This is a genomic window from Streptomyces virginiae, assembly GCF_040638905.1.
In the GTDB taxonomy this organism is placed as follows: domain Bacteria; phylum Actinomycetota; class Actinomycetes; order Streptomycetales; family Streptomycetaceae; genus Streptomyces; species Streptomyces virginiae_B.
The window spans coordinates 1-22883 of sequence record NZ_JBEZYV010000040.1; the positions used below are offsets into that span (position 1 = coordinate 1).

The window sequence follows — 22883 nt, forward strand, 5'->3', positions numbered from 1 at the left end:
GGCCCCGCGGCGGGGGGCCGGGGGGGGGGGCCCCCCCGGGCGCCCCCACCCCCACCCTGTGGCCCGAAGGGGGGGGCGCCACGGCCCGACCCGTCGGCACGACGGGTCCGGCCCCTCCTTCCGTCCAGCGCGGGGAGGCACGCCGGTCAGGACTTGCGCATGCCCTTCTTGGTCCTGTTCGCAGCCTCCGAGGTCATGTCCTCCGCCTTGCCGGCCATCTGCTCGGCGCCGGCCTCCGCCTGCATGCGCTTGTCGTCCACGGCGTCGCCGGCGGTCTCCTTGAGCTTGCCCTTGACCTGCTTGGCCTTGCCCTTTGCCTTGCTCATGACGAGATACTCCTTGAGTGACTCGAGTGAGGGGGAATGCTCTGCCCACCATGCGTCCGCCGGGAGTGACCCGCAACGCGCAGTGGACCGTCCGGAGCGCGCCCCGGGCCGCGCCCCGGGATCGGCCGGGCCGGAGACGATCTAGTCAGGCGGCTCGGCCACCGGCGGACGCTCGGCAGGAGACGGCTCGACGGCAGCGGGGCGGGGTTCACCCGGTCGGGGCCCGCGCTGTGCCTGCGCGAGGTCCCGGGGGGTGGGGTGCGGCGGCCTCGGCTTCGGCTTGGAGCTGTCGGGCTTTGGTTCGGATGTGTCCCGGTCCATGCGGCTCACCTCGGGTTTCGACTCGCGAGGATGGTGGTGCGCCGTACGCGCGCTTCTGCGTCTGCCCGGCCGTACGCGTTCCAACCCATCGCGCCGGATCGCGCGGAGGCACAGATAAGGACCGCATTCGGGGGCAGACGGCGTCTGAAGCGCCACGGCGGATCCAACAGTTTCCGCCGACCATGCCAACGCGAGAATGAGGTACTCATGATTGCCGTCGGGTTGATCCTCCTGCTGATCGGACTTCTTACCGGGGTCTCCCTCCTGTGGACCCTCGGGGTCATCCTGCTCGTGGTGGGTGCGGCGCTGTGGATCATGGGATCGGTCGGACACGCCGTCGGCGGCCGACGCCACTACTGGTAGACGAAGACGTGGCCGAATCGGGCCTGTCCGGTCGATCACGACCGGGCAGGCCCTCGGTACGTCGGCCGCCGCCACGTCGGCCGCCGCCTCGCCACGCCGGCCGCCTGGGGTTTCAATGGCCGTCCCTGGCCAGGTTGTAGAACAGGATCAGGATCGCCGCCGCCATCACCGCCAGGTGGACCCAGACGGGGGCGTCCACGACACTCGCGCTTGCGCTCTCCATCGTCATCGCAGAGCCCTCCGTTCCCCGTGGGCGCCGATCTGCTGTAAGCGTGTCCGCTGCTTCTGTGTGGTCTTCATGTACCTCACCTGCCCGCGCTCTGCCCGACAACGCGCTGCAGCGCCCGAATTCGGGCACCGAACCCCGTCATCGCCGACCGGGCGGGCGTGGGCGACTACGGAGGCGAGTGGTCCGGGAAGCCCATGGCCCGGCCGGGCCGCAGCCCGTAGGCTGCGCCGATGCACGCTGGATTCGGGCTGCGCGAAGCGCTCGCCGGAAGTCACCGCTCCTGGTTCCGGTACCGGTCGCTGGCCGTCGACTCGGGGCTCGCGCTGGGCTACGCCGGCGCGGGACTGCTGCTGGGCCGGGAAAGGCCGCCGGTCGGATGGCAGCCCTTGGACGAACTGGGCGCCGTCCTGACCGTTCTCGTGGGCCTTGCCCTGCTGGCCCGCCGGATCGCGCCCGTCGCGGTGTTCGCCACCAGCGACGCGCTGTGGATCGTGTTCATCACCTGCGGGTACTGGCCGGTCGTCAATTCGATGCCACCGCTCCTGGGTCTGTACACCGTGGCGGCGACCCGCAGCCTGCGCACGTCCGTCGGGTGCGCGGCTGTCGTTGCCGGCACCTGGGTGTACGCCGGCCTGGGCAACGCGGAGAACGGCTCCATGCCCACCGTCCTCGCCCAGGCCGTCCTGTTCCCGGCAGTGGTGTTCGTCGTCGGCCGCGGCTCCGGCAGACTCGCCGAACGCAACCGGCAGTTCGCCGAGCTGACCTTCCAACTGCGCAAGGAACAGGAGGAGAACGCCCGCCGGGCCCTCACCGAAGAGCGGGTGCGCATAGCGCGCGAGCTGCACGACGTGGTCGCCCACCACATGTCCGTGATCTCGCTCCAGGCGGGCATGGCGTCGTACGTGTTCCCCACCGACCCGGCGGCCAGCCGGCAGGCCCTCGACACCATCGCCGACACCAGCCGGGAAGCGCTGGAGGAGATGCGCCGCATGCTCGACCTGCTGCGCGTCGGCCGGGAAGGCCGACCTGACGGACGCGCGGATCCGGAAAACGCCTACGCCCCCGCCCCCGGGCTGGAACTGCTGGACCGTCTCCTCGACCGGGTACGGGGTGCGGGGATCCCCGTCACCATGGAGGTCGTCGGCACCCCCGCGCGGCTCCCGCAGGGCATGGCCCTGTGCGTCTACCGGGTGATCCAGGAGGCGCTGACCAACGTGCTCAAGCATGCCGGGCAGACCAGCGCGGCCGTCACCCTCCGCTACGAGAGCCGCGCGGTCGTCGTGACCGTCGCGGACGAGGGAAGCGGTGGAAGCAGCGGCGAGGGCAGCGGTGCGTTCCGGTCGAACACCGTGATCGCACCTGGTCACGGCCTGATCGGGATGCGGGAGCGGGCGAAGGTCTACGGCGGTTCGGTCACCGCCGGCCCCCGCGCCCTCGGCGGGTTCGAGGTGCGGCTCGTGCTTCCGGCCCCCACCACCGGGGCCCCGCGCCCGGTATGAGCGCGCTGCCTACCGACCGGACCGGCACGCTCCTAGGGAGCGTCGTCAAAGTCCCGCCTGGTCGGCGGTGCCCGACCCCTCACGGCCGACGGCCCTTTTCTCGGCTCAGCCCCGCGATGTCGTCCGCCCGCATCGACAGCGGCGGGACCCGGCCCAGCGTCACGAGCCGGTGGCGTACCGCCATGACGGCCATCGCCGCCGCGGCGATGACCACTCCGCCGAGGCGCAGGATCGCGTCGTAGGCCTCTTCCGGCGGCCGCTGCGGGGTCATGGCCGAGATCGCCGCCGCCGTCCCCGCCAGGGCGATCGCACCCAGTGTGACCAGGAACGTCAGCAGGACGCCGGACGCCTCGCCCGCCCTGGCCGGCGCGACGACCTGTTGCGTCGCCACACTGGAGAAGGTCCAGCCCAGTCCCAGCCCCAGGCCGCACCACGCGAACACCGGCACGTACAGCCACCAGGCGCCGACCCCGGCCAGCGCGAACATTCCCGTACCCGCGACCGCCCCGGCCAGCGCCATCACCGCGGTCGCCCGCATGTGCCGGGCCAGCCGAGCCCCCAGCGGCCCGCTGAGCGCCACCAGCAGGGCCGGGGCCAGGAACACCGTGCCCGCCAGGAGCGGCGAGAGGCCGCGCACGTCCTGGAGGTAGAGCGTGGCGAGGAAGACGGTGACTCCGTAGCCCATGTTCGTGAGCGAGCCCATCCCGGTCACCAGCACGTACGGGACGTTGCGGAACAGCCGCAGATCGACCAGCGGGTGCCGGGCACTCCGCTCCCGTACGAGGAACGACCCGCCGGCCGCCACGGACAGGGCGAAGCAGCCGAGGGTACGGGCACTGTCCCAGCCCCAGGCGTCCCCGCGCTCCACGGACAGCGTCAGGGCCGCCAGCGAGCACACGATCAGTGCGCAGCCGAGCAGGTCGAGCTCGCGCGGCGCCGACGTGTCGCGCGAGTCCGGTACGTACACCAGGGCGATCAGCAGCGAGAGCAGGGTCAGCGGCACCATAAGCCAGAAGATCCACCGCCAGCCGGGCCCCTCGGTGAACCCTCCGCCCACGAAGGGTCCGAGCGCGGTACCGATGTTGGCGACGCCGAACACCGCGACCAGGGCCCGGGTGCGGGTCTGCTCGGGGAACGTGTTGGTGATCACGGACACGGACACCGGGAAGACGAACGCCGCGCCGACCCCCTGCGCGACCCGGGCCGCCACCAGCGGTCCGAGGCCGGGAGCCAGCGCGCAGCCCACGGAACCGGCCGCGAACAGGGCCGTTCCCGCCAGCAGGGTGCCCCGACGGCCGAAGACATCGCCCACGCGGCCGCCGACGATGAAGAAGCAGCCGATGGCGAGCATGTACGCGGACAGGGTCCACTGGGCGGCCGAGACCGTGACACCGAGCTCCGCCGAGATGCCGGGGATCGCGAGGTTGAGCGCGAAGAAGTCGAGCTGGATGCAGAACAGGGCGAGGGCGACCGCGACGAAGGCCCCCTTCCGCCGCGCCGCCGGCGAAGACTCAGCGCGCATGAGGGCGTTCCTCTCGGCCGACGCGGAGGCGGACTCGGACGCGGCGGCACGGCCGGCGCCCGCACGCACCCCCTCACCCCATTGTGGAGCGCCCCTCGCAGGTCCGCAGTGCGGATCCGCCGCGGAGGGCTGATCGCGGTATTCCGCGGCCCCGCCGGGCCGCCCGCGCTCGGACCGTTTCGGCGCGAAACGATGTTGGCGTACACGACGGCCGGCGGCGTCGTCTCGGCGCCGCGGTCACCGACTGCCTCTCCTCTCCCCAGGCACCAGGGCGGCCCAGCACCTGCTCCCGGCGCTGTGGCCCATGGCGGTCCGCCTGCGGGTGCGCGGGCGTCAGCGCGTGTTGCGCCGGGACGCCGCGGCACTCCGTCGCAGTCAGGAGGCGGCGATGTCCGCCCTGGCTGTGCCGGAGCACGTCGAAGCCCACCGGGCGACTCCGCGACTGCTTCGCGGACCAAGGCTGAAGATTTGCTTCAGGACTAGAGATTCGCTCGAACGTCGGCTTGACTCCCCTGCAATTGAGCGCAGTTGATGTGAACATCGGGCCTTCGTATCCGGAACGCACCCCCGTTGGGGAGAGGACGTACATCGCATGTCTGCCGGTCCGTCGCCGTTCGTGCCGCCCGCACAGCCCGCACAGCCCGGCCCGCCCGCCCCGCCCGCACCGTCCGCGTCGGGCACGCGCCTGGCCGGCGCCGTGCTGATCGTCTCCACGGTCCTGGTGGGCCTGATGGCCGGGCTGTTCTTCGCGTTCGACGTCTCGGTGATGCCGGGGCTCGCGGCGGGGGACGGGCAGACGTACGTCACGGCGATGCGAGCCTTCAACAAGGCCATCGACGGAAACCCGCTCTTCGGGACGGTGTTCCTGCTGGCGCTGGTGGCGGCCGTACTGTCGGCCGTCCTGGAGTTCCGCGGAGGGCGACGGGCGGTCGCCCTGTGGGTGGGAGCGGCCGCCGTGGCCTACCTCGTCGTCCTGCTGATCACCTTCACCGTGAACATCCCCCTCAACAACGAGCTGGCGGACGCGGGCGACGTCGCCCGGATGCAGGACTTCGAGGTCGTCGAGCGGTTCAAGTCGACCTGGGTCACCACGAACGTCATCCGCACGCTGCTGTGCACGACGGCCCTGGCCGGCCTCGCCCGCGCCCTGCTCCTCCACGGCCGCACCACCCGCTGACCACCGGCCGTACCCGACGGGCCCGTCGGCCCGGGCCCTCCCCGGTCAGCGCAGGACCAGCGCCCAGGCGAGGAGGCCGAGGGAGATCGTGCACAGCACGGCCCGCCACACGTTGGCGCGTACCCACGGTGCTTCGAAGGCCCGGCGGACCGCCGCCGGGTCGGCGATGCGTTCGACGGGGCCGGCCTGTTCCAGGGCGTTGTTGAGCGGGATGTTGATCCGGGCCGTCACGCCCATCGCCGCGAGGTAGGCGACGAGCGCGCCGATCAGCGGCACCAGTGCCTCCCGGCCGCCGCTGCCGGCGGCGTGGAGGACGACCGCGGCCGCACTGAAGACGAGCGCGCCGATGTAGCCCAGCAGGAACCAGCCGTTGAGGATGGCCACGTTGATCCGCTGCATGGTCTCGATGGCGGTGCGGTCGGCGGCGACCCGGAGTCCGGGCATCACGGACACGGAGAATCCGTAGAAGAGGCCGCTCATCCAGCCGATGGTGATCGTCGCGGCGATCAACGTCGCCAACCGTGCCGTTTCCACGTGTCCCCCCGGATCGAGAATCAGGTCCAGAACTGGTCTTCGAACGGTCAAGTTCCGCCGATCATAGGGTGCGGCGCCCCGGTTCGGGCCGCGTAGGCTGGCCGAACCCGCACGTCACCCGACAGCACCTCACACCACCGCCTCGCACCACCGCCTCCCACCACCCGTCGAACGGAGCCGCCCGCCATGCTGACCGCCCTTACCGGTGTCCACGGGGACCGCGCGGACGCCGTCACCGTCGCCGGCCGTACCGCCTCCTACGATGAACTCCTGGGGGCGGCCCGCCAGGTGGCCGCCGATCTCGCCGCATCGGGCATCCCGGCCTTCGCGGTGACCGCGACGGCTTCTTTGGAGACGGTGGCCGCCGTGGTCGGGGCTCTGCTCGCCGGCGTGCCGTGCGTTCCGCTGCCGCCGGATGCGGGTCCGGCCGAGCGCGGGCACATCCTGCGCGACTCCGGGGCCCGCCCCCTCGACGTCGACTTCGCGCGCCGCTCGGACAGGACCCCCGCTCCCGCCGTCGTACGCACGCCCGAGGATCCCGCGCTGATCCTCTACACCTCCGGCACCACGGGCGCCCCCAAGGGCGTGGTCCTCAGCAGTGCCGCGATCACCGCCGACCTGGACGCGCTCGCCGAGGCCTGGCAGTGGAGCGCCGAGGACACCCTGGTCCACGGACTGCCCCTGTTCCACGTCCACGGACTCGTCCTCGGCGTCCTCGGAGCGCTGCGTACCGGCAGCCGCCTCGTGCACACCGGCCGGCCGACGCCCGAGGCGTACGCGGCCGCGGGCGGCAGCCTGTACTTCGGCGTGCCGACCGTGTGGTCGCGGATCGCCCGCGAGCCGCACGCCGCGTCCGCCCTGGCGGGGGCCCGGCTCCTGGTGTCGGGCAGTGCGGCGCTTCCGGCTCCGGTCTTCCGGGACATCGAGCGTGCGAGCGGACACCGGATCGTGGAGCGGTACGGGATGACGGAGACACTGATCACCGTGAGCGGCCGGGCGGGCGGCGACCTGCACCCGGGCACGGTCGGCACCCCGCTGCCGGGCATCGCCACCCGTATCGCGGCCGAGGACGGCGCGGAGATCGGCGAACTCCAGCTGACCGGACCCACCCTGTTCTCCGGTTACCTGGGCCGGCCGGAGGCGACGGCCGCCGCGTTCACCGAGGACGGCTGGTTCCGTACGGGTGACATCGCGGCCGTCGACGAGAAGGACGGCGTGCACCGGATCGTGGGCCGCGCGTCCACCGACATGATCAAGTCGGGCGGGTACCGGATCGGGGCGGGCGAGATCGAGAACGCGCTGCTGGACCACCCCCGGGTGCGCGAGGCCGCCGTGGTCGGTGTCCCCGATGCGGACCTCGGCCAGCGGATCGTCGCGTTCGTCGTCGCCGGGGGAGTCACCGGAGGCGAGCTCACCGACTTCGTCGCGTCCCACCTGTCGGTCCACAAGCGCCCCCGCGAGGTCCGCTTCGTCGAGGCGATCCCGCGCAACGCGATGGGCAAGCCCCAGAAGCGCCTCCTCCTGGACGGCGCCACCCCCGACCACACCTGACACCCTGTCCCCGGCGGGCGCACGACGCGCCCTGTGATGGGTGGTGCACGGCCGGCCCCGGGCCGGTCCCGCGGCCGACAGCAGCATCACGCCCGTGCACAGGGCGGCGACGGTGAGGCCCGGGCGGGGCGCCGCCCCCAGCGCGCGGCAGGGTGCCGCGCGGGATCTCCGCCCCCACGCGGTGTCCTCAGGGCGGGCGTAGCCGCCGCCCGGTACGACGACGAGGTCGCCCTCCTGCGGCGCCCAGCCGTGTTCGACGCCGACCCGCGTTGCGTACGACGCCCGCACGAAACCGGGGCGGGAGGCGGTGGCGTACCGGACCGCACCCTCAGCGGCTGCCGGTGCCGGCAGGGCCGCCCTCCGCCGGTGGGCGGCCGGTCCCGCGCCTGGCCCGGCCACCCCCCGCGGCCGCGCCGGTGGCACCGATGGCGGTCGAGGCCCGGAGCAGGTCCCGTGGGTCCGAGGCGCGAGTCCCCACCGACCGTGTGGCCCGCCGCACCACCACGGCGACGACCCGGAACCGGACCCGGACGGGGCCACCGGCACGCGACCGGCCGGGTGACCCCGGCCCGGTCGACGGCCGCGTACGGCGCCGACGGGCACGCCTGCGGGGGAGGATGCACGGGCTCGTTCCCCCTCGGCGGCGTGCCGACAGTGAACGGGGGAGAGGAAGAAGATCCACGATGCCGGCCCAGGGATCCGCGAAACACCCCACCACCGAACTCGACGCCCGCTACAGCTCCGCACTCAACCCCCGCCCGGGTGCCGCCGAAGTCACCGCCACCGACTGGACCGAGGCGCAACGGCAGCTGGGCGCTGCCGAGATCTTCTGGTTGTCCACGGTCCGGCCCGAAGGGCGCCTGCACGTCACCCCCGTGATCGCCGCCTGGCACGACGGGGTCATGTACTTCTCCACCGGACCGGGGGAGCAGAAGGCGAAGAACCTGGCCCACGACGGCCACTGCGCGCTGACCACCGGAGGGAACTCGCTCACCGAGGGACTCGACATCGTGGTCGAGGGCAGGGCGGAACAGGTTTCCGATCCGGCCGTGGTGGAGGAGGTGATCACGGCGTACGAGGCGAAGTACGGGCCCCACATCACCTCGCCCGAGGGCACCTTCCACGGGATCGACGACGCGTTCCGGCAGGGCACCGCGGTGGTGTTCGCGGTGGCCCCGACGACAGCGTACGGCTTCGGGCGCGACGCCGGCGTCTACAGCCACACGCGCTGGACCTTCTGAGCGCGAAGCAGCCCCTCAACCGGAACGGAGCGCGCCCAGCCGGGTGTTGATCCGGGCGGCCCGGCGCGTCAGGTGGTCGCGTTCGGCGAGGCTCGGAGCCTTCCGGGCCGCCTCCGCGTACAGCCGCGCCGCCGTCGCCAGGTCCCCGTCGCGCTCGTGGAGGTACGCCGCAACCGCGGCACGGCGGGGCAGCGAACCGGCCAGCGCCGCGAGCGCCGCCAGACCGGCCCGCGGCCCGTCGGCCTCGCCGACGGCCACCGCGCGGTTGAGCCGTACGACGGGGCTGTCGGTGAGGCGCGCGAGCTCGTCGTACCACTCGACGATCTGCGGCCAGTCGGTCTCCTCAGCGGTGGGCGCGTCCGCGTGGAGCGCCGCGATGGCGGCCTGGGCCTGGAACTCACCCAGCCGGTCCCGGACGAGGGCCGCCTGCAGGAGCGCGACACCCTCGGCGATCATCCCTGTGTCCCACCGGCCGCGGTCCTGCTCGGCGAGCGGCACCAGGCTGCCGTCGGGCGCCGTCCGCGCGGCCCGCCTGGCGTGGTGGAGCATCATGAGGGCGAGCAGTCCCGCCACCTCAGGATGATCGAACCGGGCTGCGAGCTGCCTGGCGAGCCGATGGCCTCGGCCGCGAGGTCGACGTCGCCGGAGTAGCCCTCGTTGAAAACCAGGTAGAGGACGCGCAGCACGGTGGCGACGTCGCCGGGTTGTTCGAACCGCACACCGGAGACGGTGCGCTTGGCGCGGCTGATCCGCTGCGCCATGGTCGCCTCGGGCACCAGGTACGCCTGGGCGATCTGGCGGGCCCCGGTCATATCGTACAGCCCCGTGGTCCTCTCCGTCCCCGGACGCCCCGTGGACCTCCAGGTACGCGTCTCCGTACCCGCGACCGGAACCGGCCTCCCGGTCATCCTCCTCTCCCACGGTCACGGCCCCTCGAACCACCTCTCCTCGCTCAACGGGTACGCCCCGCTCTCCCACTTCTGGGCCGCCCACCCGAGAACCCGGCCCGAGTGGCCGCCCTCGCCCGGCTCACGACGGCCTACCTCCGCACCCGGCTCCACCTCGGCGACTCCGCGTGGCGGACCGAGTGCGAGGCACTGACGACGGGCCCCGACCCGGGGGGGGCGAGTCGAATCCAAGTAGGCCTCCGACGCGTCGCCCGACCGGTTCCGCAGCAACTCGGTCAGCTCCGCCCCGACGGCCGGGGCAGGGACCGCTCACCCGTGCATGCGGGCGCCCTTGACGACCTTGTCCACGGAGTTGCGCGGCCCGTGGACGGCGATTCCGACAAGGTTCAACTGGTCCTTGCCCACCGCCGCCACCGCCGCCCGGTTCGCGCGGTCGTTACCCGTGCCGAACAGGTCCGAGGTGAACACCGCGGTCGGCAGCCCGCGCCGAACTGCCCGCTCGTGCGCTGCCGTCACCGTTTCCTTCCCGCCCTCGAAGACCAGAACAGGCTGGCGAAACATCGGCAGATAGGGGGTGCCATCGGCGTCCTGGTACGACTCGCCGACCAACTCGGGGAGGGCCGTTCCGAGCCCGCTGACGAGGAAGGCGGTGACATTCAGCCGCTGCCACGTCTCCAGGTCGTCGCGGAGCAGCACCGCGATCTTGGTGTCGAAGCGCACGGGCGCGTCAGCGCCGTCTGCTCGCGCCTGCTCGTCGTTCTCGTTCTTCGTCTCATCGCTCATGGTCCGAGACTGCCGGGCTCGGCCTCGCCCGGTCTTGTACGTTCTTTGCGTGCATCAGCTCCAGCAGGAGGTCTCGGCCTGGCGTCCGCGGGTCGCGGGTGTCGTCGAGGTCTTCCACGCCCGCTTCACCGCGCACGCGTACCCCATGCACGTCCACGACGAGTGGACGCTGCTGATCGTCGATGACGGCGCCGTCCGCTACGACCTGGACCGCCACCGGCGCGGCACACCGGGCGGGACCGTGAGCCTGCTCCCGCCCCACGTCGCGCACAACGGCTCCGCCGCCACATCGCACGGGTTTCGCAAGCGTGTCGTCTACCTCGACATGACGGTGCTGGACGACCGCTTCATCGGCGCCGCCGTGGATGGTCCGGACCTCGCCGACCCGGTCCTGCGTCGACGCGTCGGGCAGCTCCATCAGGCCCTGGCCTTCCCCGGCGACGAGTTCGAGGCGGAGAGCCGGCTGGCTCTGATCCGCGAACGGCTGCGCGTGCTGCTCCGGCCACGCCTCGAACTCCTCGGCGGGCACACTGCGCCGCTCGGCGCCGGAACCCGCGACGGCATCGCGCGCAGCCTGCGCGAACTCCTCGACGAGCGGGTGGTGGCGGGCCTCTCCCTGCCGGAAGCGGCCGAACTGGTCCAGGCGCACCCCGCCCATCTGGTCCGCTCGTTCAGCGCCGCCTTCAGCATCGCCCCGCACCAGTACCTCATCTCGCGCCGGATCGCTCTGGCCCGTCGGCTGCTCCTCGATGGCCGCCCGGCCGCCGAGGTGGCGGTCGAGGCCGGATTCCACGACCAGTCCCACTTCACCCGGCACTTCAAGAGGGCCGTGGGCACCACCCCCGGGAGCTACGCACGTTCCGCGCGCTCCTGCTGCTGAGGCCTTCGGGCAGGGCGCGCGGGGGCTGCCGCCGGCGATCGGGTGCGGCCGACCGCAGGTGGTGGTGGCTCAGCTCCGGGCCGGCCAACAGAGGCGTGACCCTCTCGATCTCCACGGCACCCTGTAGGGCGTTCAGGTGTGCTGAGCCGCCGCAGTGGTCCTCGGATCGGCGGGCGGCTTCGGTCAGTCGGAGGCGGGATGCCAGGAGTCTTCGGCAGCTCGGGCGCTGGGATGGGTGGGGAAGACCTGCTCCAGGCCGACGATGCGGAAGATCCGGCTGACGCGTTCGGGGACCGCGGCGAGCGCGATGGTCGCGCCGGCGACGAGGGCGTGGTTGCGGGCGGCGAGCAGCATGGTGATGCCGCTGGAGTCGCAGAACGTGAGACCCGCGAGGTCGATGGTGAGCTGCTGGCCGGCGGCCAGGGTGATGCCGGGGAGGGCGTCGCGAGCCTCGGGTGCGGTGTGGTGGTCCAGTTCCCCGGCCAGTTCGATGACCGCGCCGGCGGTGGTGGTGCGGGTGAGGAGGGTCAGGTGTCTGCTCACTGCTGCTCTTCACTGGTGGTTCGGGGAACGTGGACGGCCAGGACGGCGGTGTCGTCGTCCACGCTGCCGAAGGTGTCGAGGAGTTCGCGGATCGCCGTGATGGCGTCCGTGGCGGTGGTGGGGGCCAGGGCGCGGCCGAAGTCCAGGAGGGCTTCGTCGCTGTAGCGGCCGTCGGGGCCGGCGGCGGTGTGGGCTTCGGTGAGGCCGTCGGTGTGCAGGAGCAGGGTGTCGCCGGGTGCGAGGTGGACGGTGGTGGTGGCGATGTTGGCGTTGGGCAGGATGCCGACGAGCTGGCCGCCGGGGGTGGGCAGATAGTCGGCGGTGCCGTCCTGGCGCATCAGCATGGCCGGCGGGTGACCGCCGCTGGCCAGGGTGATGTGGAAGCCGCCCCGGTCGGGGTCGGGGGTGAGCAGGCCGAAGATGACGGTGCAGAAGCGGGGGTCGGTGCCGTTGTACTCGTGGTTGAGGACCGTGTTGAGGTTGGCGAGGACCGCAGCGGGGTCGGGGCTGTAGACCGCTGCGGCGCGCAGGGTGTAGCGCGCCACTGAGGTGACGGCCGCGGCGGCCGCCCCCTTGCCGCAGACGTCGCCCAAGAACATGCCCCAGGTGCCGGCGGCCAGGGGGAAGAGGTCGTAGAAGTCGCCGCCGACCTCGTCGGCGGAGGCGATGTGGTAGTGCGCGGCGACGTCCAGGCCGGGGACGTTCGCCAGCATGGGGGGCAGCAGGGTTTTCTGGAGGGTGGTGTTCAGGACCTTGAGGCGGTCGCGTTCCTGGTCGGCTTCCTGGCGGGCACGCAGGAGTTCGTTCTCGTAGGCGCGGCGGTCGCGGGCGTCGAAGATGGTGGTGCGGATCAGCAGCGCCTGTCCGTCGCCGCCGGTCTTGACCGTCGAGGTGACCATGACGGGCAGGCGCGTGCCGTCGGCGGACTTGAGTTCCAGCGCGATGCCGTTGATCTCGCCCTGCATGCGCAGGAGGGGTGCGAAGTGGGTCTCGTGGTAGAGGCGGCCGCCGACGGTCAGCAGGTCGGCGAAGCGTTTACGGCCGACCAAGGCGTCGCGCTCGTAGCCCAGCCAGTCCAGCAGAGTGGTGTTGATCTTGGCGATCCGACCGTCCAGGAGGGTGGACAGGTAGCCGCAGGGCGCGTGCTCGTACAGGTCTTCGGCGCTGTCCTCCAGCAGCTCGGAGAACCGGGCCTCCTCGTTCTCTTCGTGCTCTTCGTGATCCTCGGATCGGCCTCGGCCTCGCCCCGGGGCACGGCCTTCCTCGTCTGCGGCCTCGTCGTCGGTCTCGCACATCACCTGGAGGCCCCCGCGAACGCGGCGATCGCCGCGGCGGTCTCCTCCGGGGCGGCAAGCTGGGGGCAGTGCCCCGTCGCGTTCAGCGTGACCAGCCGGCTGCCCGGGATCTGCGCGTGGATGAACGCGCCCACCTCCGGCGGAGCGATCGCGTCGTTGGAGCACTGGGCGACCAGGGTCGGTACCGTCACCGACGCGAGGTCGGCGCGGTTGTCGGACAGGAACGTGACCCGGGCGAAGACCCGGGCGATCTCCGGGTCGGTGCGGCAGAAGCTGTTGGTCAGCTCTTCGCCCAGTTCCGGCCGGTCGGGGTTGCCCACGATCACCGGGCCCATGGTGCCGGACCAGCCCAGGTAGTTCGCGTCCAGGGACTCCAGCAGTTCGTCGATGTCCTCCGCGCTGAACCCGCCCCGGTAACCGGTGGCCGGGTCGTCGACGAAGCAGGGCGAGGGGGCGAGGAGCACCAGGCCGGCGAACGCCTCCGGCCGGCGGGCCGCGGCCAGCACGCCCATCATCGCGCTCACCGAATGCCCCACGAACGTGATCGGGCCGAGGTCCAGCTCGGCGCACAGCTCCAGCACGTCGTCGACATAGCCGTCCAGCGAGGCATAGCGGTCCCGGCTCCATGCGGACAGCTCGGAATTTCCCGCGCCCACATGATCGAAGAGGACGACGGTGAAGTCCCGCTCCAGCTCGGGAACCACCAGACGCCACATGTTCTGGTCACACCCGAATCCGTGGGCCAGCACCACCGCCGGTGCACCGGTCCGCCCGGTCACCTTGACATGGTTCCTGCTCCGCACGTTCATACGGCTCATCCTCGCAGACCCTTCGCCGGCGCCGGCGGCGATCACGTGCCCGACACGACGAGCGCGGGCGGTACCGAGCGGGCGACGGGCGCTTACTGCCTACGGGGCGACGGGTCGTCGCCCCGGTCGGGGTGCGCGGATCGGCCGGCCCGCTGGAACCGACTCGCCCACGGTGTACGCGGGCTCGGCCCGGGCCGCCGCGCCCAGTCCTGCCCATGGGGTGGGGGAGACGTGCCCGGGCCGCAAGCGCGTTCATAGCGGACGGAATGTCGGCCTCCGCAGGGACATGATCACGGATGAGTCTTTTCGGCCAGGATCGAATCGGTTACTCTCGGTAAGGGTCGCCGCTCGGCCCCCTCGCGCCCCCCTTACGCCTCCCTGACCCCCCTTGCCCCACGCGCCCCGCGCCGCCTGTGCGGCCCGCCGGAATTTACGTGGTGGTACCCCGGGTAGCACGAAAGATTTCCCGACTCGTGTCCCCGGCGCCGCAAAACAAGTCCGAAACTGACAGGTTTCCTTTGACTGTTGCGCGATTAATCGGTGAATGTCGTTCACATGTCCGACACAAACCGCGCCGCCACCGGTGGCACCGGTGGCCCCATGCGCTTGCGTGACTTCCGACTGCTCCTCGCGGGAGCCGCCACCGGACAGTTCGGTGCCCAGGTGACGCTGGTGGCACTGCCCCTCGTAGCCGTCCTCGAACTCGACGCCCCCGCCTTCCAGGTGGGCCTCCTGACCGCAGCGGAGACCGCCGCCTTCCTGCTCGTCGGGCTGCCCGCCGGGGCACTCACCGACCGCATGCGCAAACGGCCCCTGATGATCCGGGCGGACCTGGTGCGTGCCGTGGCCATGGCGAGCATCCCCGCCGCCGCGCTCGCCGACGCCCTGACCATGGCCCAGCTCTACGCCGTCGCGCTCGTGACCGGCGTGGCGACCGTGTTCTTCGACGTCGCCCACCAGAGCTACCTGCCGCACATCCTGCCCCGCGACCAACTCGTCGCAGGCAACGGCGCGCTGGAAACGGTCCGTTCCACCGCCCACGTCACCGGCCCCGGTATCGGCGGCGGACTCGTCCAGCTCGTCGGCGCGCAGTTCGCCGTCATCGTCGACGCCGTCGGCTACCTCCTCTCCGCCCTGTTCCTCCAGCGCATCGAGCGGGCCGAGGAAGCACCCGAACCCGCCGCCCCCGGGGCCTCGCTGGGCAAGGAGATCAGCGAGGGCGTCCGCTTCGTCTTCGGCCACCCCCTGCTCCGCGTCATCGCCCTCACCACCGGCCTCGCCAACCTCTGCACGGCCGTCCTCATGGCCACGCAGACCGTGCACCTCGTCCGCACCGTCGGACTGCGGGCCGGCGGGCTCGGGCTCGTGCTGTCCGCGTCGGCCGTGGGCGGGCTCCTCGGCGCCCTGTGCGCCGGCCGCCTCGCCGCACGGCTGGGACAGGCCCGGGTCATCCTCCTGTCCCTCCTGGTGACCGGCCCCTTCGCACTGCTGTGGCCCCTGTCCACACACGGTCTCGCCGGGGCGGCCCTCTTCGCCACCGGATCCGCGGTCGTCTCCTTCGGCGCCGTCGTCTACAACGTCGCCCAGGTCAGCTTCCGCCAAGGGATGTGCCCGCCACGCCTGCTGGGCCGGATGAACGCCACCCTGCGCTTCCTCATGTGGGGCACCCTGCCGCTCGGCGCGCTCATCGGCGGAGCCCTCGCCCAGGCCTACGGATCGCGTACGGCCCTCGCCTGGTGCGCCGTCGGCATCCTCGCCGTACCACTGCCGCTGCTGCTCTCCCCGCTGCGCCGGATGCGCGACCTCCCCGGTGCGCAGGACGAGGGCAGCGCCTACGGGACACCGCAGGACGACGTCAGCGCCGACGGGACACCGCAGGACGCCGCCTCCCACGCCGGCCAGGACGAACGGCCTGCCCCCGCGCCCACCGGCTGACCACCGCCCCGCCACCACCGACCACACCGCCCCGCGCGGCCACGACCGCGGCCACGACGAAGAGGACCCCGTGCTCAGCATCACGAGTCAGTACCTGACCCGCTACCGGCGTCTCACCGCCGACCGGTCCGACGCCCTGCTGCCTGTCACCGGAGCACAGCGCCGCTTCATGCTGGTGCGTTCGCTGGACCCGGCGGGGCGCCCCGACGTGGTGCCCATGTTCTTCGCGTTCCCGTCCGGAACCGTCGACCCCCAACGCCTGCGGGCAGCGGCCCACAGGCTCGCCGCACGGCACACCGCCCTGCGCTCGCGGCCCGCCGTCGTCCGAGGCACCCCCGTACTGCGCGTCGCCGCTCCCGACGACGCGGACGTCACCGTGGTCCGGCCGGCCGCCGCACCCGGCGAGCCGGCAGCCGACGTGCTCCGCCGCGCACTCGCGTCCTGGGATCCGCAGGGTCCCCCCTTGCGGCTCTTCCTCGTACGCGACGAGGAGCGCGAGGAGGACGTCCTCGCCGTCGCCCTGGACCACGCCGTCTGCGACGGCCGTTCGCTGGCGCGGATCGTCGACGAGCTGGGCGCCGCCTACGGCGAGGAGTCCGCCGAACCCGGCGCCGCGGCGCAGGAGACGGCGGCCGAACTCGTCACCTATGAGGACGCCGTCCGGCGGCAACTCGCCGCCGAGGAACGAGCGGAGACGCCCGCAGCGGCCGCGTACTGGGCGGACCGGCTGCGCACGCTGCACACCCACGCCCCGGCACCCCGCCCCGCACGAGCGCCCGAGGGCGCACCGCACAGCGGCGCCGCGCACGCCCTGCTGCCCGCACCCGACGGCGGCGGCTCCTTCCCCGGCCTCCTCGACGCCTGCCGTTCCGCGGCCCGCGAGCTGTACGGCCCGGACCGCACGGTCCCGCTCGGCTACCCGTGGGGCGGCCGTCCCGCGGGCGCGGAGCCGGTCATCGGCTGCTTCCTCAACACGCTCGTCTTCCCGGCCGACACCGGCCGCGGACCCGGTTCGCAGGCCACCGCCGACGCGTGGTGGGACGACCTCGACCGGGCCGACGTACCGTTCGACGCGGTCGTGACCGCCGTACGGTCCACCGGCTCGGGCTGGACCGGAGGCCTCGACGGACTCCTCACCGTGGACGACGACAGCCGCCGCCCGCCCCTCACCCTGGCCGGCGTCGAAGGACGGGAGGTCCACGTCGACGGCAGACCCGTCCGAGGTCCCTTCGCCGTCTCCGTCACCCAGGGAGCGGAGATCCGCCTGCGGATGGTGTGGGACCGGGCGGTGGTCGACGACGAGACCGCGAACCGGGCGTTCGACGCGCTCACCGACGCCCTGCGCCCCTAGGACGTGCCTTCCGGATCTTGCCGGGCCCGCGCTGCCCGGCACCGCGCCCCGCCGCGTTGTCGGGACTCCCCGGTACGTCCGGTACGCGGGAGCGCCTCCGCCTTGCGAAGCACGGCCCCGGACAACGCGGGCCCGGCCGACAAGATCCGAAAGACGCGCCCCAGGTCGTGGCCGCAAAGGAGCGCCGATGCCACCGCGTTCCGCCACGCTGTCCTCGGTCGCCTTGCGATGCTTCCCCTCGGCCCCGCGGGCCGGGGGAGCCCCCACGACACCGGCCGCCGCTCCCTCATCCGGCCTGATCGGCAAGACGCCGCCCAGGGGGCCCACACCCCGCCCCGCCGGACGCCCCGCCGGACGCGGCAACCGCACACCGGCCCTCGCCCGGCCCCGCGCCCCCGCGCTTCCCCCCACAGCATCCCCGCACGTCCGAACGGCACCGCGCGACCCGCGAAGCCGCCCGTACGACCGCCGGACACGACCGTGACCGGCACCGGAAACCGGAAACCGACCCGACAACCTCAGGGATCGCCCATGCTTCCCCTCTCCTCCTCGCAGGAGATCGTCTGGCTGCACGAGCAGATGCAGCCCGGCAGCCGCGCCTACAACTTCACCGCCTCACTCGACCTGTGGGGCACCCTCGACGCCGAAGCCCTGCGCCGCGGGCTCGCCGCCACCCTGGCACGCCATGCCGGCCTGCGGCTCGAACTCGTCGCCCCCAACGGTTCCGTACCCCAGCAGCGGGTCGCGGAGCACTGCTCGCCGAGGCTGCACACCGTCGACCTCAGCACGGCGGACGACCCCGAGGCGGCGTTCGCCCGCCTCCTGCGGACCGAGGCCGAGACACCGATCGACACCTCCGAGGCACCGCTGATCCGCTGGACGCTCGTACGGCTGGCCGAGCGCCACCACCGGCTGGTCCACGTCGAGCACCACCTCATCCACGACGGCCACTCCTTCGCGATCCTGCTCGACGACGTCTTCCGCGTCTACCGCGCCCACGTCCTCGGCGAGACCCTGGAGCTCCCTGCCGCCTCCTCGTACGCGGACCACGTCCAGGCACGGGCCCGGGCCGCCTACGCCCCCGAATCGCTCGACTTCTGGCGGGCTGAACTGCGCGACCAGCAGCACGACCTGCCGCTGCCCGGCGTGACGCGCCCCGGCGCCCGCCGCAGGCACCACGGCGGACAGCTGCGCCAGACCATCGGCGCCGACCTCGCCGAACGCCTGCGCGGACACGCCCGTACCCGCGGCCTCACCCCCTTCTCCACGCTCCTCGGGCTGTTCGCGGAGCTCCTGCGCCGGCACAGCGGCCGCTCCCGCATGGTCATCGGCACCGCCGTCGGCAACCGCCCCCTCGGCTACGAGGATGCCGTGGGCATGTTCGTCAACACCATCCCGCTGCCGCTCACCCTGGACGCCGCCGCCCCCGCCCAGGACACCATGGACGAGGTCACCGACACCCTCATCCGTGCCCTTCCGCACCAGGACGTACCGGTCCAGGAACTGACCCGAGCACTCGGCATGCACACCTCCGGCGCCGACAACCCGCTCTTCTCCGTCATGTTCAGCGCCCACGACGCGCCCCTGCCCGAGATCGACGTACCCGGACTCGACATCACGCTCTTCGAGGGCTTCAACACCGGTACCACCCGCTTCGACCTCGACGTGGTCCTGCTCCCGGACGACCGGCGCGGCGTCACCCCGCGCCACGGCGCGCCCGGCATGACCCTCGTCTGGGACTACGACGCGGACCTCTTCGGCGAGGACGTCGCCCGGCTGCTCTCCGGCCGCTTCCTGGACCTGCTGCGCGCCTACCTCCACAGCCCCGAGACCCCGCTGGCCGATCTCGACCCGGCCGCCACGGAGCCGGCCGCCGAGCCCGTACCCGTCCCGGCCGGCCGCGATCCACTGGATCCCGTGGCCGCACACCACCCGTCGCTGCCGGCCCTGCTGTGCGGCGCCCGCCGTCTGACCTACGGCGAACTCGACGCCCGGGTCGCCTCGCTCGCCGAGCGCCTGAAGGCCGCCGGTGTCACCCCCGGCCGGCCGGTGGCCGTGGTCCTGCCCCGCGGGACCGAATCCGTCGTCGCCCTGCTCGCCTGCCTGCGCACCGGCGCCGTCTACTGCCCGCTGTCCCCGTCCGATCCGCCGGCCCGGCTCGGCCTGCTGCTGGAACGGCTCGCGCCGGCGCTCGTCCTCACCGGCGACGGCACCCCGGCCCTGCCGGACGCACTGCCGACCGCCCGGATCGACGCCCCGGTGCTGCCCCCGGCGCGCGACGGCGCCGTACTTGACGGCACCGCGTACGTCATCCACACCTCCGGCTCCACCGGAACCCCCAAGCCGGTCGCCGTCGGCCCCGCCGCCCTGGTGCACCACATGACGGCGGCCGCCGACCGGTTCGGCCTCATCACCTCGGACCGGGTCCTGATGTTCGCCCAGCCGTCCTTCGACGTGGCGCTGGAGGAAGTGCTGCCCACCCTGTACGCAGGCGCCTGCCTGGTCCTGCCCGAGCACGAGGTGCCCACCGGCGCCGAACTCACCGAACTGCTCGCCGCGGCCCGGGTCACCGTCGCCAACCTGCCCACCAGCTACTTCCTCGCCACCCGCGAAGACCTGCGTCCCGCCCTGCGGGACAAGCGCTGGACGCCCCGGCTCCTGGTCCTCGGCGGCGAGCGCCTTCCCGTGGAGGCACTGCGCGGCATCCTCGCCGACACCGACGCCACCGTCCTCAACGCCTACGGCGTCACGGAGGCGGCCATCACCTCGACCGTCCACGAGATCTCCCGCGACGCCCTCGTCGAGGGCGCCGAGATCCCCCTGGGCACCGAGCTCCCGGGCGAGCGGATCCACGTACTCGACGCCCACCACCGCCCGCTGCCGGCCGGCGCGGTCGGCGAACTCGCCGTCGCCGGACCCGGCCTCGCCGAGGGCTACGCGGGCAACGAGGAGGTGACCGCGGCCCGGTTCGTCACTGTCGACGCGCTCGACGGGCAGCGCGTCTACCTCACCGGCGACCTCGGCTACCGCGGTCTGGACGGCCTGCTGTACTTCCTCGGGCGGCGCGACAACCAGATCAAACTGCGCGGTCACCGCATCGAACTGGAGGAGATCGAGGCCGCGGCGTCCGCGGTGCTGGGCGGCCGGTCCTGCGCCGTCGTACTGGACCGGCAGGGCCCCGGCGGCCCGAGGCTCGTCGGCTTCCTCGAAGACGGGCCCGCCGGCGAGGACTTCGACGAGAAGGAGCTCCACGCCGAGCTGGGCCGCCGCCTGCCCGGCCCCCTCGTGCCCGCCCGCTGGGCCTCGCTCGAAAGCATGCCGACCCTTCCCGGCGGCAAGCCCGACCGTACGGCGCTGTCCCGCCGGGCTGCGGAGCTCGACACCGGCGACGCGGGTGGTGCGGGTGACACCGGCGAGTCCGAGGCCGGAACCGGCTCGGAGGGCTCGCCCGCGGCCACCGCCGCGTCCGACGACCCGATGACGGCGCTGCTCACGGAGGGCTGGAGCAAGGTCCTCGGCCACAGCCGGATAAACGCCCGTTCCCACTTCTTCCACAGCGGGGGCCATTCCCTGCTGGCCGCCGAGCTGGCCGCCTGGCTGGAGCCCCGGCTGGGCGCGCGCCCGCCGCTGCGGGTGCTCTTCCGCAACCCCGTCCTCGCCGACCAGGCCGAAGCCCTCGCCGCCACCGCCCTTTCCACGGAGTCGTGATGACCCAGTCCCCGACCGCCCCTGCCGCACTCCTCGCCACGCCCCTCGACGCCGGCACCGTGCCGAGCGTCGCCCACGGGCCCCGCGCCGAACCGACCGGCGTGCTCGACCGCTTCGATGACTGGGCCCGCCTCGCCCCGCAGGCCCCGGCCGTGATCGACAGCGCCCGCATCTGGACGTACCAGGACCTCGACGAGGCGGCCGAGCAGGTCACCGCCGCCCTGGGCGACCGCGTCCGGCCCGGCGACCTGGTCGGCGTATGCCTCGACCGCTCCGCCGCCCTGGTGGTGACCGCCGTGGCGCTCGCCCGGATCGGCGCCGTCTACCTGCCGCTCGGCCCCCGCCCCGGCGAACGCCGTACCCAGGCCGTCACCGAGGACCTCGACGTCGCCTGCCTCATCGGCGACCCCGGGGTCCTGCCCGAGGGGCACCGCGGCGGGGAGCACCTCCCGCTGCCGCTGCCCACCGCCGGTGTCAACGCCCCCGCCGCAGTCGTCGCGGCCTTCACCCAGTGCGCCCGCGGCACCCGGCGCGCTCCCCAGAACGCCCTGTACGCCGTCCTGACCTCCGGTTCCACCGGCCGCCCCAAGGCGGTCGCCGTTGCCGAGACCTCCCTCTCCGTCGCCCTCGACTGGTACCGGGCCGAGACCGGTCTCGCACCGGGCGACCGCCAGTCCCTCCTGATCGGCGTCGCGTTCGACCCGCACCTGCTGGAACTGTGGGCCGCCCTGACCTCGGGAGCCGCCCTCGTCCCGGCGCCGGACGACACCCGCTGGGACTCGCACGTACTCACCGACTGGTGGCGTGAGCGCGCCCTCACGCACGCCGTCGCGGCCACCCCGACCGTCGAACCGCTCCTGGACCGGCCCTGGCCGCAGGACCTGAAGCTCCGCCACCTCGTCGTCGGCGGCGATCGCATGCGCCGCCGCCCCGGCACCGATGTCACCGCCACGGTCCACAACGCCTACGGCCCTGCGGAAGCCACCGTCGTCACCACCACCCACACCATGCGCAACACCGACCCGGACGCCGGCGAGCAGGTCCCGCCGCCCATCGGCACCGCGCTGCCGGGCGTCACCCTCGTCGTCACGGACGACGACGGGCGCCCTGTCCCCCGTGGGCAGGACGGTGAGCTTCGCGTCGGCGGCCACTGCCTGGCCCTCGGCTACCTCGACCCCGAACTCACCGCGCGCCGGTTCACCGCACCCCCGCATGAGCCGGAGCTGCCCTCGGTCGACCGCCTCTACCGCACCGGCGACCGGGTACGGATGAACGCCGACGGCAGCCTGGACTTCCTCGGCCGCCTCGACGACCAGGTGAAGATCAGCGGCGTGCGCATCGAACCCGCCGAGGTGGAAGCCGCCTTCGAACACGACCCGCGGGTACGCAGCGCCGTCGTCACCGTGCTGCGCGACAGCTCCGGCCACGGCCGTCTCGTCGCACACCTTCGGCTCGCCGACGGCGCCGAACCGGTCACCGGGGAGCTCCTCGACGCGGTCCGTGCCTGGCTCCCCGAGCAGGCCGTCCCCGGCACCGTACGGATCGTCGACGGCTTCCCGCTCGACGCCAACGGCAAGGTGGACCGGCACGCCCTCGCGGCCGCCGTCCCGGCGCCCGTGGCGCCCGGGACCACCACCGAGGACGAGCACACCGGCACCGGGGTCACCGCCACCGAACGGCTCGTGCTGGCGACCGTACGCGACCTCCTGGGCCGCCCCGGCACCGGCCTCGGCGACAACTTCACCGACGCCGGCGGCACCTCCATCATCGCCGCACGGCTGCTGGCAACCGTAGAACGCGAGACGGGAGCACGCCTGCGCGCTCCCGAGCTGCTGCGCAGCACCGACCTGCGCGCCTTCGCCGCCCTCCTCGACCAGCGCCGGACCCCGCAGCCGGCAGGAGCCTGAC

17 protein-coding genes and 2 pseudogenes are annotated in these 22883 nt (G+C 73.1%); 11 read left to right on the top strand and 8 right to left on the bottom strand.

What is annotated here, in order from left to right:
- Nucleotides 1–146 precede the first annotated feature (146 nt).
- Nucleotides 147–326, bottom strand: coding sequence for a CsbD family protein (locus AB0F82_RS33285; RefSeq protein ID WP_362634362.1), 180 nt, complete (start codon nucleotides 324–326; stop codon nucleotides 147–149).
- A gap of 528 nt (nucleotides 327–854) precedes the next feature.
- On the opposite strand from AB0F82_RS33285, the gene AB0F82_RS33290 reads away from it, so the two are divergent.
- Together AB0F82_RS33290 and AB0F82_RS33295 are read left to right on the top strand one after the other, a co-directional pair.
- The gene (locus AB0F82_RS33290) at nucleotides 855–1010 is read left to right on the top strand and encodes a DUF6131 family protein (RefSeq protein ID WP_199819228.1); all 156 of its coding nucleotides are present in this window, start codon (nucleotides 855–857) and stop codon (nucleotides 1008–1010) included.
- 459 nt (nucleotides 1011–1469) lie between these two features.
- Nucleotides 1470–2738 carry a sensor histidine kinase gene (locus AB0F82_RS33295; RefSeq protein WP_362634367.1) on the top strand — a complete coding sequence of 423 codons (1269 nt, stop codon included), beginning with the start codon at nucleotides 1470–1472 and terminating at the stop codon, nucleotides 2736–2738.
- Between the two features lie 79 nt (nucleotides 2739–2817).
- On the opposite strand, the gene AB0F82_RS33300 is transcribed toward AB0F82_RS33295, so the two are convergent.
- The gene (locus AB0F82_RS33300) at nucleotides 2818–4260 is read right to left on the bottom strand and encodes an MFS transporter (protein ID WP_362634370.1); all 1443 of its coding nucleotides are present in this window, start codon (nucleotides 4258–4260) and stop codon (nucleotides 2818–2820) included.
- Nucleotides 4261–4852: 592 nt separating this feature from the next.
- On the opposite strand from AB0F82_RS33300, the gene AB0F82_RS33305 reads away from it, so the two are divergent.
- Nucleotides 4853–5437, top strand: a complete 585-nt coding sequence (locus AB0F82_RS33305) for an anthrone oxygenase family protein (protein WP_362634372.1) — start codon at nucleotides 4853–4855, stop codon at nucleotides 5435–5437.
- A gap of 45 nt (nucleotides 5438–5482) precedes the next feature.
- Here AB0F82_RS33305 and AB0F82_RS33310 read toward each other — a convergent pair whose 3' ends face one another.
- A complete protein-coding gene (locus tag AB0F82_RS33310) occupies nucleotides 5483–5956 on the bottom strand; it encodes an anthrone oxygenase family protein (RefSeq protein WP_362634375.1) in 474 nt (157 codons plus the stop codon).
- A 201-nt stretch (nucleotides 5957–6157) separates the two neighbouring features.
- Here AB0F82_RS33310 and AB0F82_RS33315 point away from each other — a divergent pair, with 201 nt between their 5' ends.
- Together AB0F82_RS33315 and AB0F82_RS33320 are read left to right on the top strand one after the other, a co-directional pair.
- A complete protein-coding gene (locus AB0F82_RS33315; protein ID WP_362634378.1) occupies nucleotides 6158–7522 on the top strand; it encodes an acyl-CoA synthetase in 1365 nt (454 codons plus the stop codon).
- Between the two features lie 683 nt (nucleotides 7523–8205).
- Nucleotides 8206–8763 (top strand): pyridoxamine 5'-phosphate oxidase family protein, encoded by a 558-nt coding sequence (locus tag AB0F82_RS33320; protein ID WP_362634381.1) that lies wholly within the window; start codon nucleotides 8206–8208, stop codon nucleotides 8761–8763.
- A gap of 15 nt (nucleotides 8764–8778) precedes the next feature.
- Here the strand turns inward: AB0F82_RS33320 and AB0F82_RS33325 are convergent.
- Nucleotides 8779–9563 (bottom strand): annotated as a pseudogene (locus AB0F82_RS33325) (RNA polymerase sigma factor); the annotation flags it as partial.
- Between AB0F82_RS33325 and AB0F82_RS33330 the strand changes: the two are divergent.
- Nucleotides 9523–9756 (top strand): annotated as a pseudogene (locus tag AB0F82_RS33330) (hypothetical protein); the annotation flags it as partial. The pseudogenes AB0F82_RS33325 and AB0F82_RS33330 sit on opposite strands and share 41 nt — an antisense overlap.
- 224 nt (nucleotides 9757–9980) lie before the next feature.
- Here the strand turns inward: AB0F82_RS33330 and AB0F82_RS33335 are convergent.
- The gene (locus AB0F82_RS33335) at nucleotides 9981–10454 is read right to left on the bottom strand and encodes a DUF2000 domain-containing protein (protein WP_362634384.1); all 474 of its coding nucleotides are present in this window, start codon (nucleotides 10452–10454) and stop codon (nucleotides 9981–9983) included.
- Here AB0F82_RS33335 and AB0F82_RS33340 point away from each other — a divergent pair.
- Nucleotides 10453–11334: a helix-turn-helix transcriptional regulator gene (locus AB0F82_RS33340; RefSeq protein WP_362634386.1), complete on the top strand. Its 882-nt coding sequence runs from the start codon at nucleotides 10453–10455 to the stop codon at nucleotides 11332–11334. The two genes, AB0F82_RS33335 and AB0F82_RS33340, sit on opposite strands and share 2 nt — an antisense overlap.
- A gap of 183 nt (nucleotides 11335–11517) precedes the next feature.
- Here AB0F82_RS33340 and AB0F82_RS33345 read toward each other — a convergent pair whose 3' ends face one another.
- Genes AB0F82_RS33345 through AB0F82_RS33355 form a run of 3 tightly spaced genes read right to left on the bottom strand, consistent with a single transcriptional unit; the run spans nucleotide 11518 to nucleotide 13981 of the window.
- Nucleotides 11518–11877 carry an STAS domain-containing protein gene (locus tag AB0F82_RS33345; RefSeq protein WP_362634389.1) on the bottom strand — a complete coding sequence of 120 codons (360 nt, stop codon included), beginning with the start codon at nucleotides 11875–11877 and terminating at the stop codon, nucleotides 11518–11520.
- Nucleotides 11874–13172: a PP2C family protein-serine/threonine phosphatase gene (locus AB0F82_RS33350; RefSeq protein ID WP_362634392.1), complete on the bottom strand. Its 1299-nt coding sequence runs from the start codon at nucleotides 13170–13172 to the stop codon at nucleotides 11874–11876. Before AB0F82_RS33350 ends, AB0F82_RS33345 begins: the two co-directional genes overlap by 4 nt.
- The gene (locus tag AB0F82_RS33355) at nucleotides 13172–13981 is read right to left on the bottom strand and encodes an alpha/beta fold hydrolase (protein ID WP_362634394.1); all 810 of its coding nucleotides are present in this window, start codon (nucleotides 13979–13981) and stop codon (nucleotides 13172–13174) included. The genes AB0F82_RS33350 and AB0F82_RS33355 overlap by 1 nt, the downstream gene beginning before the upstream one ends.
- A gap of 555 nt (nucleotides 13982–14536) precedes the next feature.
- Here AB0F82_RS33355 and AB0F82_RS33360 point away from each other — a divergent pair.
- From AB0F82_RS33360 to AB0F82_RS33375, 4 genes are all read left to right on the top strand, one after another.
- The gene (locus tag AB0F82_RS33360) at nucleotides 14537–15916 is read left to right on the top strand and encodes an MFS transporter (RefSeq protein ID WP_362634397.1); all 1380 of its coding nucleotides are present in this window, start codon (nucleotides 14537–14539) and stop codon (nucleotides 15914–15916) included.
- 70 nt (nucleotides 15917–15986) lie between these two features.
- On the top strand, nucleotides 15987–17267 hold the full coding sequence (locus AB0F82_RS33365) for a condensation domain-containing protein (protein WP_362634400.1): 1281 nt from the start codon (nucleotides 15987–15989) through the stop codon (nucleotides 17265–17267).
- Nucleotides 17268–17798: 531 nt separating this feature from the next.
- Nucleotides 17799–20975: a non-ribosomal peptide synthetase gene (locus AB0F82_RS33370; RefSeq protein WP_362634403.1), complete on the top strand. Its 3177-nt coding sequence runs from the start codon at nucleotides 17799–17801 to the stop codon at nucleotides 20973–20975.
- Complete coding sequence (locus AB0F82_RS33375; RefSeq protein ID WP_362634406.1) at nucleotides 20975–22882, top strand: non-ribosomal peptide synthetase; 1908 nt, start codon at nucleotides 20975–20977, stop codon at nucleotides 22880–22882. The genes AB0F82_RS33370 and AB0F82_RS33375 overlap by 1 nt, the downstream gene beginning before the upstream one ends.
- Nucleotide 22883 lies beyond the last annotated feature (1 nt).